A 14624-nucleotide genomic window follows, 5' to 3' on the forward strand; every position below is an offset into this window, starting at 1 on the left:
CCCAAGGGTGTGACCATCGAGGCGCACGGCTCTTAAACGGATTCTCATTCACGCAACATAAGAGCACCGGAATCAGCGGCCAACCCAACATCACATTCATGCCGAACGAAAAGAGAGGGACCTGAAACCATGCAACGCAACAACGAGTCAGATCCCACAAGCACCCGGCATAAGGACACCGTGATGACTGCTTCCTTCGAACAACTGGCGCACATCATCCCCCCGCCCGCAGAACCCCGAAGCAAGGACTGGGACAGCGCAGAGCAAGCACTTGGTACCCAACTGCCCACCGACTACAAGGAACTCATATACACCTACGGAGGCAGCAACTGGGACGACTACCTCTACGTCCTGGAACCCGCCTGCCCCAACGACAACTACGACCTCATCGACTGGGAAGAGCAGCAAACAGAGGCACTAGATGGACTGTGGGAGTTCGAGAAGAAGCCGACCGAACTCGAAGACGAAGGAACCAGAGTGATCCCGTGGGCCACCACCGATAACGGCGAGTGCCTCTACTGGCTCGTCCGTCCCGGCCAGCATCCAGATGCCTGGACCGTCATGGTCAATGAGGCACGTGGCGAGCGCTGGGAGCACTTCCCCCACACCTGCACCCAGTTCCTGGCCGCCGCCCTCATCGGCGGCCTGCGCTCCGGAATCCTCTCCTCTCGCTTCCCCCTCCCTGTCCACGAGTTCCGGCAACTCCAGGCCGTGTAAGCGCCACCACCCGGATCTCGAAACCGCTCCGCAGGCAAGCTAGTACTCCAGTTGCGCTTCGCTATTGCCGCTGGTCAAAGGCTTGTTTTCAAGTGTAGTGAGCTGACTGGCCGTCATGTTGCCGGAGTTCGTGATGCCGGGTGCGGCGTTGGTAGTGACAGCGTTTGGCGGTGGCCTGGTGGCGCCGCCGGAAGCAGGACCATTTCAGGGCGTGATGTGTGCGCTGACGGTGACCTGTTCCAGGGCGGCAAGCTGCCATGAGCTTGCGGATCTCCGCCACGCTGAGCGGGACGAGGAAAGATCCGTTTCTGCGGCCCCCTTTTCAGCGGTGTTGGCGGCGGCCATGGCGGCGAGGAAGGCGTGAGCAAGCATCGCGAGGTGATGTGCCGGTACCAGCCCGGGTAGCGCCGGACTTCGTACTGGTCGAGGCCGCATTCGTTCTTCGCGCTCTGGAAGCAGCACTCGATCGCCCAGCGGCTGCCGGCAACGGTGACCAACTGGTTCACAGTGGTCCCCGTGACTGCGTATGCCAGGTAGTAGGCGATCTCGTCCGGGCAGGCGATGCTGCGGCGGGCCAGCACCCATCTGCGGTGCGAGGGCCCGTCACCCTCGAAGAACGGGACGGCCGGCAGCATCGCGGCCGTCCAGTCGTAGACGCGTGGGCTCTTGGCGCCGTCGCCGCAGGAGAGCCGTTCCCAGGAGTCGTCAGGTGCGTCCGAGATGAGCTGGTCGATGCGCCAGCACCCGGCCAGGGACTTGACCTGCTGCGACTTCGGCACGGCGACGACGTAGCCGACTCCGGCTTCCTCGAGCATGCGGCGGGAATGCCAGTCCTGGCCGTAGAGCGCATCCGCGGTCACCCACGCGATGGGCAGCAGTGAGGCCAGCGCCCGGGTGACCAGGTGTCGGGCGAGCTCGGTCTTGGTAGCGAACGCCCGGCCGTCGGGCACCCCTGCCGCCCGGCACCGTTCCCGGTCGGACGTCCATGACTTGGGCAAGTACAGCTGCCGGTCGACCAGGGTCCGGCCCCGCGTCGAGGCATAGGCCGCGAACACGGCGACCTGGCAGTTCTCTGTACGTCCCGCCGTGCCTGAGTACTGCCGCTGCACGCCCGCCGAAGTGGTGCCCTTCTTGAGGAAGCCTGTCTCGTCGATGATCAGGACACCGTCGGGCTCGCCGAGCCGTTCGGCGACGTATTCCTGCAGGTCGTCACGGACCTCGTCCGGATCCCACCGGGCCCGGTTCAGCAGGTGCTGCAGACCGGCCGGCACGTCATGGCCGACGTACTCGGCCAGCTGCCAGCCGTTCTTCCTGCCGACAGGACCGAGCAGCCCGCGCACGTAGTCCCGCATCCGCCGCCGCAGATCGACCCGGCCGAACCGGTGACCGACCCGCAGCAGCACCTCCTCCAGCTCCGAAGCCCAGACTTCGGGCTGCACATCATCTTGCATGATCAGCACAACAGCGATCACACGCCGCCGGTCACGGACTCCGGCAACATGACGGCAAGTCAGCTCACTACACTCGAAAACAAGCCTTTGACCAGCGGCAATAGCGAAGTGCAACTGGAGTACTAGGCCGTTTCTGATGGCTCTTGCTGGGGAGGTGGATCAGCGCTTCGGCTGGGCAGGCGCGTCTTATGGTGCGGCGACATGAGCTTACGGACGCGCAGTGGCAGAAGATCGAGGCGTTACTGCCCGCCAACGGCAAGCCCGGCGGGCAGTGGGCCGACCACCGCAGGGTAATCAACGGTCCGCCGCCCCCGGGGCCGTCCGCAGCGGCACCTCGCGGATCAGCCAGGCGGCCGCGAAGGCGACGGCACACAGCGCGGCCGTGCCGATCATGACGCTGTGCAGTCCGCCGGTGACCCCGGCACGGAAGGCGTCCCGCACCCCGTCGGGCAGCCCGAGCAGCACCGCGGGGGTCACTTCGTGGCCTCCCGTGATCCGCTCCCCGTCCCGGCCGAGCCGGTCCGTGAGGGTGGCGGCCATGCGGCCGGTGTAGACGGAGCCGAGCACGGCAACGCCGAGCGAGCCACCGATGGTCCGTAGCAGCGTGGTGGTGCCGCTGGCCGCGCCCATGTCGCGGGGCTCCGCGCTGTTCATGGTGATGAGCATCGCGGGCTGCATCAGACAGCCGAGGCCCAGGCCGAGGACGAGTGTCAGCGCGGAGGCCACCGCCGTGGCGGTGTCCGCGCCGACCATGAGCAGGGCCAGGGCGCCCGCCGTGGCGACCGCGCCGCCCGCGATGGGGTACCCGCGGTACCCGCCGCCGTTGGCCACCGCCCGCCCGATGAACAGCTGCGCGCCCATCATGCCGAGCATCAGTGGGAGCAGAAGCAGCCCACTTTCCGTCGAGGACATGCCCCGTACGAACTGCATGTATTGCGGCAGATGGCTCGCCGCGGCCAGCGTCGCCGCGCCCACCAGGAAGCTCAGCACCTGGGCGAGCGTGAAGTTGCGGTCGCGGAACAGGCGCGGCGGGATGATGGGTTCGTGTGCTCGTCGCTCCACGTGGACGAACCAGCCGAGGGCGCCCATCGAGAGTGCGGCGAGCCCCGCGATCTGCGGTGAGATCCAGTCGTACGCCGCGCCGGCCCAGGTTCCGATCAGGGTGAGCGCCAGAACGCCCGCCGTGAGGAGTGCGGCGCCCAGGAAGTCGATGCGGGCCGGGCCGCGGTCGCCGCGCAGTCGGATGCAGAGTCCGACGATCAGGAGTGCGGCGGCGCCGACGGGCACGTTGACGTAGAAGACCCAGCGCCAGTCCAGCTGGTCGGTGAGGAAGCCGCCGAGCAGCGGGCCGCCGATCATGGCGACCGGCAGGAGTACGCCGATCATCGACTGGGAGCGCCCCGCCTGCGCGGGCGGCAGGAGCGTCCCGAGGAGGGAGAGCGCGCCCACGAAGAGGCCGCCCGCGCCGAGCCCTTGGAGTGCCCGGAACGCGATCAACTGCCCCATGTCCTGGGCGAGTCCGCAGAGAACCGACCCGACGAGGAAGACCGCGATCGAGGTCAGGTAGCTGCCCTTGCGGCCGTACAGGTCGCCGACCTTTCCCCAGATCGGGGTGGAGACGGCAGTGGTGAGCAGATAGGCAGTCACCACCCAGGAGAAGTGGTCCAGGCCGCCCAGGTCGCCGACGATCGTGGGCAGGGCGGTACCGACGATCGTGCCGTCGAGTGTCGCCAGGATGATGCCGAGCAGCAGTCCCAGGATGGCGAGGCGCGACGGTGGCGCCATGGCCGGCGGCGCGGTCGGCGACTGGTCGGCACCGGGCTCCGCTGTCTTGGGCGCGGCTTGCCCCATACGCTGATTCATGTTTTCCCCCAGTGTTGTTGACGCTGCATCAGGCGGTGTAGGGGCGCGCGTTCCTGGCGTCTCGCAGTGCCTGGGCCCACCAGGCGAGTTGGTCGAGCATCGTCTTGGCCGCGGCGTCGCTCTGCGTGTCCTTCATCGCGTACTCCTCGTCGAACAGACCCCAGGCGTTGTGCAGGCTGACCGTGTTGCGGATGGTGGTCGCATGCAACTCCGCCATGACGAGCCGGAGTTGCTCGACCGCGCGCAGGCCGCCCGAGATGCCGCCGTAGGAGACGAAGCCGATCGGCTTGGCGTGCCACTGCTCGTTGTGCCAGTCGATGGCGTTCTTCAGGGACGCCGGGAAGCTGTGGTTGTACTCCGGCGTGACGAACACGAACGCATCGGCGGCCGCCAGGCGCGGTGAGACCTCCGCGAGGGCCTCTTCGGTGCCGGACGCGGGTGGCTGACCGAAGGCCGGGAAGACGGTGGGCAGCGGGGTCTCGGCCAGGTCGATGACGTCGACGCTCATGTCGTCGCGCTGGTCGAGGTGGCTCTTGATCCACCGTGTGACGACGGGTGCGAAGCGGCCCTCCCTGGTGCTGCCGACGACGACCGCTACGTGGAGCTGCTGCGGCTGCTCGCTCATGGGAAATCCCCCTGATGTGTACGACGTATTGGGATGCGTACAACGTACACGTTGCTGTGTACGTCGTCTACTGGCGATACGCTGTACACGAACGGTCAGCCGGAGAGGAGCCCACTCGTGGCAGCCCAGAAGAAGAGCAGAGATGCGGATGCGCCCGTGCTGTGGGAGCGCATGGACCGCCCCGCCGCCGCGCCTCGCGCCTCACTGACGCCGCAGAAGATCGCCGCTGTGGCGGTGCAGGTCGCCGACGCCGAGGGCTTCGCCGCCGTCACCATGCGCCGCCTCGCCACCGAGCTGGGCGTCGCACCCATGGCCGCGTACCGCCATGTCTCGGGCAAGGACGACCTGTGGGCGCTGATGGTCGACCAGGTCACGGCCGAACTCGCCGTACCCGACGAGGTGACCGGCTGGCGCGACGTCCTGCGCGCCTACGCACTGGCCAGTCGTGCCATGATGCTGCGGCATCCCTGGCTGGCCCAGCTGCCCACACCGCACTTCGTGCTGACGCCGAACCGGATGGCGGTCGCGGAACGCCAGCTTGCCGCGCTCGACGGCCACGGCATGGACACCGACTCGATGATGGCCGCCTTCCGCGCGGTCACCGCCTATGTGCACGGCGCGGCGCAGTCCGAGGTGGCGCTACGCCAGTACATGGAGGACAACGGCTGGGTCAGCGGCGACGAAACGCGCCGCGCACTCGCACCCCAGATGACCTATCTGATGGAGACCGGCCGCTACCCGACCTACCGGCGCTACGCGCTCGGGGCCGGGCGTAAGGACGACGCGGCCTGGCAGTTCGAGACGGGACTCGACTGCGTACTCGACGGGATCGCGGTCAGGATCGACAGCTAGGGTCTGTCCGATGGGTCGGGGCCGGGCCCGGCCCCGACCCATCGGACAGCACACCTAGTTGGATGCCGTTTCTGATGGTGTGATCGCTCGTTGAGCCGTGCATGACGGATTTGGTTTGAGCGGTTGGTACCGGACGAGTTGTGGGTGCTGTTCCGGCGGGTGGTCCCGCCGACGGAGGTCATGCGCCCCGAAGGCGGCGGCCGCCGACGGGCCGGCGACCGCGCCTGCCTGGCAGCGATCATCTTCGTGGCCACCTCGGGCTGCACGTGGCGGCAGCTGCCGCCGATGTTCGGGCCAGCCTGGCCCACCGTCTACCGGCGCTTTGCCCAGTGGAGCCGGGACCGGGTGTGGGCCAAGCTGCACCGCGTCATCCTCGACGAGCTCGGCGCCCGCGGCGCGTTGGACTGGTCGCGGTGTGCGATCGACTCCGTCAGCGTCAGAGCGGCAAAAGGGGGCCACTGACCGGACCGAATCCGACCGATCGAGGCAAGAGCGGATCGAAAATCCACCTGATCACGGACCGCAACGGGCTGCCCCTGTCCCTGGGCATCTCCGGCGCCAACAGGCACGACAGCCTCGGACTGGAACCACTCGTGGTCGGGATCCCGCCCATCCGTTCCCGGCGCGGACCGCGCCGCCGGCATCCAGCCAAGCTCCATGCCGACAAGGGCTACGACTACGACCACCTGCGCCGATGGCTCCGCAAGAAAGGCATCCGCCACCGCATCGCCCGCACGGGTATCGAGTCCTCCACCCGGCTGGGCCGCCACCGCTGGGTCGTCGAAAGGACGGTCTCCTGGCTCGCCGGATGCCGCCGCCTGCACCGCCGCTATGAACGCCTGGCCGAACACTTCCTCGCCTTCTTCGGCATAGCCGCGACCCTCATCGGCTACCGCCGACTCACCAAGTGAAACGACGTCTTATGCGGAGGGCGAGCCTCGGCGTCGTGTCGCGATGCGCCGAGGCATCGCGTTCCATTTCTGGGCCCCCGTTGTCATGGAGATCATGGGCCACGGTGTCTGGGGTTCCCTGACGCGGAGGTTGGTTTCGGCGGTCTCACTCGGCAGGCCTACACGGCAGCGGGCAGGACATGGTCGCCGACCTTGTCCGTGCTCAGGCACAGCGAGCAGACGACCGCGTCATGGGTGGCGCAGGCGCTGAGGTCGGGGCGTTCGTAGGGCTGGTGGCAGACGTGGCAGTCGAGGGTGACCGCGCTCGGGTTGCCGTCGGCGTCGAGCATCGGCTCGTCGATGCCGTCGTCGGTGCGGCGCAGGTAGTACTTGCCCTTGGTGGCGATCGCCATCAGCGGGGTGAGGACGAAGGCGATGACGGCGGCGGCGACGGGGGAGTAGGGCTGGAGGGTGTCGCCGAGGGCGTAGAAGTATATGGCGATGGACAGGCCGGAGGCGGCGACGAAGGCGACCACGCCGACCGGGTTGACGGCGTGGAGCATGCCGCGGCGGAACTCGGGCTGGAGCGGGGAGAGTTTGAGCAGGTACTTGTTGATGCCGATGTCGGTGGCGACGGTGACGACCCAGGCGATGGCGCAGTTGGAGTAGAAGCCCAGGATGTCGTTGAGGAAGCTGAACATGTCGGCTTCCATCAGGGCAAGCGCGAAGCCGAGGTTGACCAGGACGAAGACCATGCGGCCGGGGTAGTTCTTGGTGATGCGGGTGAAGGAGTTGGTCCAGGCGAGCGAGCCGGAGTAGGCGTTGGTCACGTTGATCTTGATCTGGCTGATCACGACCAGGGCAACGGCCAGCGGGAGCACCATCCAGGACGGCATCATCGCGTCGAAGGCGCCCTTGAACTGCTGGATCGGCTCGGGCGCGACGTCCGGGCCGACCTTGGCAAGGATGTACACGGCGAGGAAGACACCGATGGCCTGCTTGAGCGCGCCGAGCACCACCCACCCGGGTCCGGCCATGACGACCGCGGTCCACCAAGTGCGCTTGTTCGCCTCGGACTTGGGCGGCATGAAGCGCAGGTAGTCGATCTGCTCGCCGATCTGCGCGATGAGCGACAGACACACGCCCGCGCCGAGCAGCACGGAGGCGGTGGTGACGCCACCGTCGCCGTCGGTGCCGGCATAGGCGAGGAAGCGGTCGACCGTGCCGGGGTCGGTGGAGATCAGGTAGACCAGCGGGCCGACCATCAGCAGCAGCCAGATCGGGGTCGTCCACACCTGGAGCTTGCTGAGCGCCTTCATGCCGTAGATCACCAAGGGAATGACCATGAGGGTGGAGACCAAGTAGCCGAGCCACAAAGGCAGTCCGAGGCCGAGCTTGAGGCCCTGGGCCATGATCGAGCCTTCGAGGGCGAAGAAGATGAAGGTGAAGCTGGCGAAGATGACGCTGGTGAGGACCGAGCCGTAGTAGCCGAAGCCGGAGCCGCGGGTGATCAGGTCCAGGTCGATGTTGTAGCGGGCGCCGTAGTAGGCGAGGGGGAAGCCGGTGACGAAGATGACGACGGCGGCCACGGCGATCGCCACGAGCGCGTTGCTGGTGCCGTGGGCGAGGCCGATGCCGGCGCCGATGGAGAAGTCGGCCATGTAGGCGATGCCGCCGAGGGCGGTCGTGGCCACGACCATGGGGGTCCAGCGGCGGTAACTGCGGGGCGCGAAACGGAGGGTGTAGTCCTCCAGGGTCTCCTTGACCGCCTGGTCGGCGGCGGGCTTCGCTGCTTCTGGCGTCGTCTGCGGTGACTCGGTGGTAGTCATGCCACGTCTCCCGGTGGGGCTGGGTGCGGGTGCGGTGATGCAGTGGGAGCCCCGCGTGGCGTCATCGGCAGAACGGGAAGCCGACGGGCCGTCAGAAGCTGTCTCTGGCAGCCCTGAATGCGACGGTGATCCCACGGCCCGCCACGCTAGAAAGCGGTTGTTACCACCGATTCCCGTTGACGTGAACGCGATGTTTCCGCAGGTCCGGATCTTCAGAGAGGAATAGCGGCCAGAGCGCGTGCCGGGTGGCGGGGGCTGAGGAAGACCACGATGCCCTTGTACTCGGGCGAGGGATGGGTGGCCTGGGTCCAGCCCTGCCGGCGGTAGAAGGTGACGGCGCGCGGGGAGCGGACGGAAGTGAGCAGCCAGGAGCGGCCCTCGGGGACGTCCTCGGTGACCGCTTCCAGCAGTTCGGCGGCCAGCCCCGTGCCGTGGGACGCCGGGCGGACGGCGAGTTCGTCGATTTCGCGGCCGCCGCACAGCCACTCGACCGTGCGCTGGGCTCCCAGTCCGGCGGCGGCCTGCGGGTAGCAGCGGTCGGTGGAGAAGGGGGCCACGGTCGTCCAGGCGGTGGCGAAGCCGATGGTCTCGGCTCCGGCGAAGGCGAGCGCCGCGGTGAAGCCGGGGCGGCGGACGTTGTCCACCAGCCGGCCCACGAACTCGACTGCCCGCTCCTCGTCCTCGTTCCAGGGCGGGGCGCAGAAGGCTTCGGCGTATACGGAGTGCAGGGCGTCGGCGTGCTTCAGCAGGTCCTTGCCGCGGAAGAGGCGGATGTCAGTTGCCATCAGGCGGCACCTGCCAGGGCGCTTGCCGCCGGGTGCGCGGTGGCGCCCCACATGGGTGCCGACGGGGCGATTGACCCTCTTTGTAGCCAATCATTCATTGTTGCGACTAGTGTGCAATAAGCGATGTTGGGCTTGCCCGGTGTTCTTGCTGACAGCCTCCTACGGGCCCGGACTCGCACCGTCACCCACGCTGCGCGTGCTGCTGCAGGCAGTGGGCGCCCTCGGCGGGTTCGCCACGCTGCCCGCGCTCATCGCGGCGGCCTGCAGGACCGCCGGTTCCGCCTTGGCAGAACAGACTCGTCGCTGGGCCGGATCCTCGGCCCTCATCTCGGGTCGATGGATGGCAGCCTCTGCCGCCACCACGTCACGGCTGGTGTGCTCGGTGGTGATCGCCATCGGGATCACCGGTCAGGCACAGCTGTGGGTGTCGCGCATGGTCGAGCCGGTCCGACAAGCAACAGCCGTGCACCACATAGTCGGCGACAGCGTCGTGCGGGTGACCAGTCCCAAACACATCACCAGGGAATTCGCCGAGTCGCTGCCGGGGCAAGCGGTCTTTCTGTCCTTGACTGAGAGCAAGGGGACCATCCGAGCCACAGGCACATGCACGGACCTGAAGGCCGTGGAACTGCCCTGTCGATCCACCACGGCCACCCCCGCAGCCGAAGCCGACGGACGCCTCCGCTACGCCCTTGGCAGCGGGACCGACATCACCACCATCGCCACCACACCGATGTCCGCGCCCGCAAGCGGGGCGGCGCTGGTGCTCTCGCGTCACCACACCGTGCTCGACGTCTCCGAGATCAAACGGAGAGCCAACCGCACTCTCGCACCCGGAACCGACGTCAGCACGCTTGGCACTGACTGGATCAGCGGGGGAATGGTCCTCAAGGATCAGTCGGGCTGGCTGCTCTACTTCGGCCTGCTGGGAACATCCGTCCTTGCCGTAGGGTTCGCGCTCAACACGCAGGCCGCGTTTCTGCGCCAAGGGCGGGCCGCTGCCCCCCTGACGGTCCTCAGCGGCCGCCGCACCGTCTTCTTCGGGCTCAGCGGGTGGAGCTTGTTTGCTCCAATGCTGAGTGCAGGAGCGATAGGGGTCCTCGTCTATTCCTGGCTTGCCGGACCGCTCACGGCGGACGGATACGCAAGCCTTTCATCGACTCCAGTGTTGGCCGGCCTTGGAGTGAGCGCGACCCTGGGCCTCGTCCTGTGGGGGTTTGGCGGTGCTAGCGCGGCACGGAGCGCCAGCCGCTGGCGCCCCAACGACGACTGATCTCAGCGCCTCAGGGCCCGGCCTCTGCCTTCGCCTCGGCGCTTCGCCGGGCAGCGGACTTCTGCTGGGCGCGGGTCGCGGCGGCGCCGACCGGGTCGATGACGGTTCATAACCGAGTGTCCTGGTCAAAGTCGAGGAGGTCCTGGACGGCCCCGTGGACGGCTCAGCTGAACCCCCCTGGGGGGTGCAGTGACCGCAGCGGGGAAACGTGTGTGCCAGCTGTGCCAGAGGGCCTGGATCCGTCGTCGGATCCAGGCCCTCGCGCATCTGGCGGATCAGCTGGCGTACCGAGTCAACGCAGCTGGCGTCCCATCTTTGCCGACTGACGGTTGTGCCCCTTGGTGTTCCACCACTCTTCGAGCAGGGCGTGGACCAGGTGCACGAGTTGCTTCAGCCGTTCAGGATCGGGCTGGGGTGAGGTGAGCACGTCGGTGAAGGACTTGTCGTTCCAGGGGAGAGTGAACTCCCAGTCTTCTTCCGGGTGCTGTTGCCGCACGACGGTGATGCGGTACGTGAAGGTGACGCTTCGGTTGGCGTGGTGATGAATCGTCAGGTTCGTGACCTCAAACCTGACCTGCCCGTCGCCAGAAGTGTACGAGCGAGCCAGAGCTCGCTCTGCCGGCGTCTGTTCCACCACGCGAACCATCCCCTTCTCCTCACCTATCGATGAAGGAACTTCCCGCGCACGGGAGAGCGGCTCATCCGCTCGCCGAACCGGTGCACCCGCAGCGATGTCTCCGAAACCTGACCACGCACCGCCACATGCGCTATGGACCAGCGCGTCCAACGTTGGCTGAGCTACTCGGCCCGCCGATCAGGCTCGCCGGGCCGTGTTGGCAGCGCTGGTCTCCCTACCCGGTGCCGCCGTCCTCGTCTTGCAGGCGATCCTCCCCCAGAACTCGCGAGATCGCCTGGAGTGGTGGCGAGACCGTGTCACTCCCTGCGGCGTCCTGCGGCCGGTACAGAAGCCCTCGTGCCAAGGCGAGCTATACAGTCCGGCATGAGCATCGTCGATACGTCTATAGCCGCGGCATCAGCTGCGCTCAGCGGGCTGGCTGCCTGGGGCGCATGGAAGGCCTCCCGCGAGGCCAACAAGGCAGCCTGGAAGGCGAACGCTACGGCCGACTCCGTCGCACAGATCGAGCGGGGTCGCTGGCACAAGGAACTGACGCCCCAGCTCCGGATCAAACTCCAAGCTGAGCCCCATGAGGTGCTGTACGTACGCTTCGACAGCCCGGCCACCCTGGGCGAACTCACCGTCCAGCTGACCATCCGAGACGACCGTGATCGCTCTCGTTTTCCCCACCTGGCCGGTACTCCGACACCAGAGCAGAGAGCAGAAGTCATCTGGGGGCCGTACCGCTTCCGGCCTGGAGTCGATGAAGCGGATGGACTGGGGCGTTCGGTCCCCGGATTCCCGCTTCTTCCCGGTGACCGGCATCGGCTCGCCCTCGACCCGTCCTTGAAACCGTTCTGGTACGAGGGCGCCGAGGGAGAGCAGCGCTGGCGCAGCGACTACCGCACCGCTCCTATCCGCCTTTGGGCGGTCTGCACCGCCCCCGACCACAGGCCCTGGAAGCTCGCTTTCGCGGTGCCGCAGGACGGCAGCTGGGCCCTGGGCGGCGCCTGAATCTGGGAGCGAGGGGCTATCAGGCGTCGGGAACAGCAACTCGCCGGCCCTGGGCTTCGGGCGCGGAGAGGCCGTCACCTGGTGTTGTCGGTCATCCGTCGGCACCTCGCGCCTCAGCTCGGCTCGACGGCGTTGCGCCAGACCTTGGCGTCAAAGGTCACGAATCGGCTGGGACTCGTATGCGCTGATGCGCCTTGGTACGTGAGCAGGACGAGATGTCCTGCTGCCGTTCGGACGCAGATCTGCGAGCGCCGGCTCAGTTGCTTCTGCTCGATGTGATTGGTGTAGCGCGTGGCGGACCGGCAGGTCTCCAAGGAGCCGTGCTCCGCGGTGTTGAGCAGGACAAGCTTCGTGTCGTACGAGCCCAAGTAGCAACCTGTGAAGTCGCAGAGGTAGTACACGTCGTCGTAGTTGCTGTCCTTCGGTTGACGGGGGTCGCCGGTGAATTCCAGGTGGTATCCGTGGGGCAGGTGCACACCTGGATAGGAAGCTGGCTCGGGATGAGGCCGCTTTCCGTTGGTCCCGGGGCCGCCAGGTCGGGAGGGCTGCTGACCAGGCGAGTTGTGGCCCGTGGCCCCGCGCTGTCGCTGAAGGCACTCCACAGTGCGGCGCACCCTACGACTGCAAAAAGTACTGCGCCGATCACGCCCAATGTGACCCCTACGACGCTCTTTTTGCGACGGGGCCTCGTCGGTCCCAGCACACCGCCGAACGTCGCACCTGGTCCGCTACCTGGTGGCATCGCCACGTTCGTCATGCGCGGCAAGCAGTACCTTGTCGCGCTGCACGCTCAGGAAGACGTCCTGGTGCTGCACACGCTGCACTGGGCCGACGAGGTCCGTTCCCCGCAACAGGAGCTGCCTGCGCTGGGCCAGTGCGGCAAGGCCAAGCCCAAGGAGCTGGACACTGCTCGGCAGCTGATCGACGCGTTGGCCATCGACTGGCGTCCCGAGGACTACCACGACACCTTCGAGGAACGGGTGAAGGAGCTGGTCGAGGCGAAGGCCAAGGGCCAGGAGATCGTCAGCGAGGAAGCCCCGCCCGAGGCCACCGACGTCGTCGACCTCATGGAGGCACTGCAGCGCAGCGTCGATCAGAGCCGCAAGCAGCGCCAGCAGCCCGCCGGCGACCGGGGGAAGGTCAGGCGCCTGTCGTCGGGGGAGGGCAGGGACGGCGAGAGGAAGCAGGAGAAGGCTGGCAAGGGTGCGAAGAGCCAGCTTGAGCAACTCAACAAGGGTGAGCTCTACGAGCGGGCGACCAAGCTGGACCTTCCGGGCCGGTCGAAGATGAACCGCGACCAGCTCATCAAGGCACTCGCCAAAGCCGCCTCGTAACGGTATGACGTGCCCATCGGCGCCCGCCACGAGTACGGGTGCCGGTGTGGCTGCTGCCGGTGGATGCGATGGGGCTCGCCGAGGCTGTAGTGCGGCAACCGGGGTCTGGTCCCGTTTCGGGGGCCTTCTGGAATAGTCCCGTTGCCCAGAGCGAGCTGGCTGCGCTGACCCGGCGCTTCGAGGAGAACGCTCAGACCACCGACCGCGAGTTCGGCATCGTCAAGAGCGACCTGACCGCGTTGCGTCTGCAGGTCGGCACCGCAGGCAAGGACCCCAACGCGGGTTGAGACGCCCAAGCCGACCCGTTCCAGGGGCGTGCCCGGGAAGGAGACGTCGGTCAGGGTGGCGCCGGTCGTAAAGTTGCCCCTCGCGGCTGAGGCTCAACCACTCAACGTGCGAGGCGGAACAGGACGCCCGCCAACACTGGGGCCACAGCGTGAGGAGATCCCGAAGGCGTAGGGAACCGCCTGGCCATGAGTGGGCCGGCTAAAAGCGTGTTGCAGAGGGGATCGGCACATGCAGCTGAGCGGGGTCAGCTCAGTGGTCGCCGAGGGCGACTCAGCACTGCCACATGAGCAACGCGCGGCCGCACGGCTCACAGGCGAACGCGTATGCACAACCCCCGCCGCGAAATTCATGGCGGTGCTGTGATCAGGGCCTTCCTCAAACTGAACGACGAACGGCATGGTGTCAGCACACGAAGGGCAGGAGGGAGTCTCATCACCCTGGATCCAGGCGGGATCCCCTCCAAGCTGGCCAAGCACGGACGATTCGAGACGTTCGCTCCTCGCCGCCCAGGCTTCGCGGGCCAGCTCGTAGTTGTCATCAGGCTCTTGCGCCAGGTCGGCAGCCCGGACATCGCCGAGCACGAGCAGAGATTGCTCGGCACCTTCTGGGCGGGGCAACGGATCAAGGCCAGCCATCGGGAAGAGCAGGGCACGGTCCCCTCCCGAGGCCGGCTCCCAGTCGTTGCACATGCCCGGGTCGTTTTGACAGGCGAACAACGCAAGGATTCCGCGCTTGCCTTCCGCTGACCCTGCACCAAGGTTGTTCAGGATGACCTGGGCAAGGAACTGCATCGGGCCCTCGCATGACGCGCAGCACGGCCATTCAGTGCCCGCGGGAGCCAGGGGCACTCCACCCGTCCGGGTCACCAGGGATTCCGGCGCGGTTGGGCCGGCGTCGATCATCAAAGTCGTCATGGCCCAGGACCCTAGTTGTGTTGTCCGGAGAGGTTGGTGACGCGGCTGGCTGGGGTGTGGCCGCTGATTCCGGCGTGGGGTCGGTGGTAGTTGTACCAGTCCAGCCAGCCAGGGAAGGCTGCTTGTCGTTCGGTGTCTGAGGTGTAGGGCCGTTGGTAGGCCCATTCGTCGAG

The 14624-nt window shown here is 67.1% G+C and carries 15 protein-coding genes and 1 pseudogene; 7 read left to right on the plus strand and 9 right to left on the minus strand.

Going from position 1 to position 14624, the window contains the following annotated elements:
* The first annotated feature begins 183 nt into the window (after window positions 1-183).
* A complete protein-coding gene (locus IG62_RS0127940) occupies window positions 184-717 on the plus strand; it encodes an SMI1/KNR4 family protein (RefSeq protein ID WP_030809067.1) in 534 nt (177 codons plus the stop codon).
* Window positions 718-921: 204 nt separating this feature from the next.
* On the opposite strand, the pseudogene IG62_RS42405 reads toward IG62_RS0127940, so the two are convergent.
* The 3 genes and pseudogenes from IG62_RS42405 to IG62_RS0127955 all read right to left on the minus strand — a co-directional run bounded on the left by IG62_RS42405 (window position 922) and on the right by IG62_RS0127955 (window position 4656).
* Window positions 922-2168 (minus strand): annotated as a pseudogene (locus IG62_RS42405) (IS701 family transposase).
* A gap of 294 nt (window positions 2169-2462) precedes the next feature.
* Entirely contained in the window at window positions 2463-4031 is a 1569-nt protein-coding gene (locus IG62_RS0127950) for a DHA2 family efflux MFS transporter permease subunit (RefSeq protein ID WP_324604650.1), read from the minus strand.
* A gap of 28 nt (window positions 4032-4059) precedes the next feature.
* Window positions 4060-4656: an NADPH-dependent FMN reductase gene (locus IG62_RS0127955; RefSeq protein WP_030809073.1), complete on the minus strand. Its 597-nt coding sequence runs from the start codon at window positions 4654-4656 to the stop codon at window positions 4060-4062.
* 117 nt (window positions 4657-4773) lie between these two features.
* Between IG62_RS0127955 and IG62_RS0127960 the strand changes: the two genes are divergently transcribed.
* Window positions 4774-5508 (plus strand): TetR/AcrR family transcriptional regulator, encoded by a 735-nt coding sequence (locus tag IG62_RS0127960; RefSeq protein WP_030809076.1) that lies wholly within the window; start codon window positions 4774-4776, stop codon window positions 5506-5508.
* 108 nt (window positions 5509-5616) lie between these two features.
* A protein-coding gene (locus IG62_RS0127970) for an IS5 family transposase (protein ID WP_234326775.1) occupies window positions 5617-6419 on the plus strand; the annotation gives its coding sequence in 2 pieces (ribosomal slippage) (window positions 5617-5958 and window positions 5961-6419; 801 coding nt in all).
* A gap of 158 nt (window positions 6420-6577) precedes the next feature.
* Here the strand turns inward: IG62_RS0127970 and IG62_RS0127975 are convergent.
* Both IG62_RS0127975 and IG62_RS0127980 read right to left on the minus strand, forming a co-directional pair.
* Window positions 6578-8227, minus strand: a complete 1650-nt coding sequence (locus IG62_RS0127975; RefSeq protein WP_030809086.1) for a purine-cytosine permease family protein — start codon at window positions 8225-8227, stop codon at window positions 6578-6580.
* Between the two features lie 212 nt (window positions 8228-8439).
* Entirely contained in the window at window positions 8440-9012 is a 573-nt protein-coding gene (locus IG62_RS0127980; protein WP_030809091.1) for a GNAT family N-acetyltransferase, read from the minus strand.
* Between the two features lie 196 nt (window positions 9013-9208).
* Here IG62_RS0127980 and IG62_RS0127985 point away from each other — a divergent pair, with 196 nt between their 5' ends.
* Complete coding sequence (locus IG62_RS0127985; RefSeq protein WP_030809094.1) at window positions 9209-10285, plus strand: hypothetical protein; 1077 nt, start codon at window positions 9209-9211, stop codon at window positions 10283-10285.
* Between the two features lie 292 nt (window positions 10286-10577).
* On the opposite strand, the gene IG62_RS0127990 is transcribed toward IG62_RS0127985, so the two are convergent.
* Entirely contained in the window at window positions 10578-10931 is a 354-nt protein-coding gene (locus tag IG62_RS0127990) for a hypothetical protein (protein ID WP_030809096.1), read from the minus strand.
* A gap of 354 nt (window positions 10932-11285) precedes the next feature.
* On the opposite strand from IG62_RS0127990, the gene IG62_RS0127995 reads away from it, so the two are divergent.
* Window positions 11286-11915 carry a hypothetical protein gene (locus IG62_RS0127995; protein ID WP_030809099.1) on the plus strand — a complete coding sequence of 210 codons (630 nt, stop codon included), beginning with the start codon at window positions 11286-11288 and terminating at the stop codon, window positions 11913-11915.
* 113 nt (window positions 11916-12028) lie between these two features.
* Here the strand turns inward: IG62_RS0127995 and IG62_RS0128000 are convergent, their stop codons facing one another.
* On the minus strand, window positions 12029-12391 hold the full coding sequence (locus tag IG62_RS0128000; protein ID WP_030809103.1) for a hypothetical protein: 363 nt from the start codon (window positions 12389-12391) through the stop codon (window positions 12029-12031).
* A 24-nt stretch (window positions 12392-12415) separates the two neighbouring features.
* Between IG62_RS0128000 and IG62_RS0128005 the strand changes: the two genes are divergently transcribed.
* Together IG62_RS0128005 and IG62_RS0128010 are read left to right on the plus strand one after the other, a co-directional pair.
* Entirely contained in the window at window positions 12416-13249 is an 834-nt protein-coding gene (locus tag IG62_RS0128005; RefSeq protein WP_324604652.1) for a Ku protein, read from the plus strand.
* Between the two features lie 38 nt (window positions 13250-13287).
* The gene (locus tag IG62_RS0128010; RefSeq protein ID WP_030809110.1) at window positions 13288-13536 is read left to right on the plus strand and encodes a hypothetical protein; all 249 of its coding nucleotides are present in this window, start codon (window positions 13288-13290) and stop codon (window positions 13534-13536) included.
* A 93-nt stretch (window positions 13537-13629) separates the two neighbouring features.
* Here the strand turns inward: IG62_RS0128010 and IG62_RS45325 are convergent, their stop codons facing one another.
* Together IG62_RS45325 and IG62_RS45330 are read right to left on the minus strand one after the other, a co-directional pair.
* Entirely contained in the window at window positions 13630-14451 is an 822-nt protein-coding gene (locus IG62_RS45325; RefSeq protein WP_324604651.1) for a DUF1963 domain-containing protein, read from the minus strand.
* 11 nt (window positions 14452-14462) lie between these two features.
* Window positions 14463-14624 (minus strand): integrase core domain-containing protein (locus IG62_RS45330; protein WP_158795133.1); only part of this gene is annotated, 162 nt, incomplete at its 5' end.

The sequence above is a fragment of the Streptomyces sp. NRRL S-337 genome (assembly GCF_000720175.1).
Lineage (GTDB): Bacteria > Actinomycetota > Actinomycetes > Streptomycetales > Streptomycetaceae > Streptomyces > Streptomyces siderophoricus.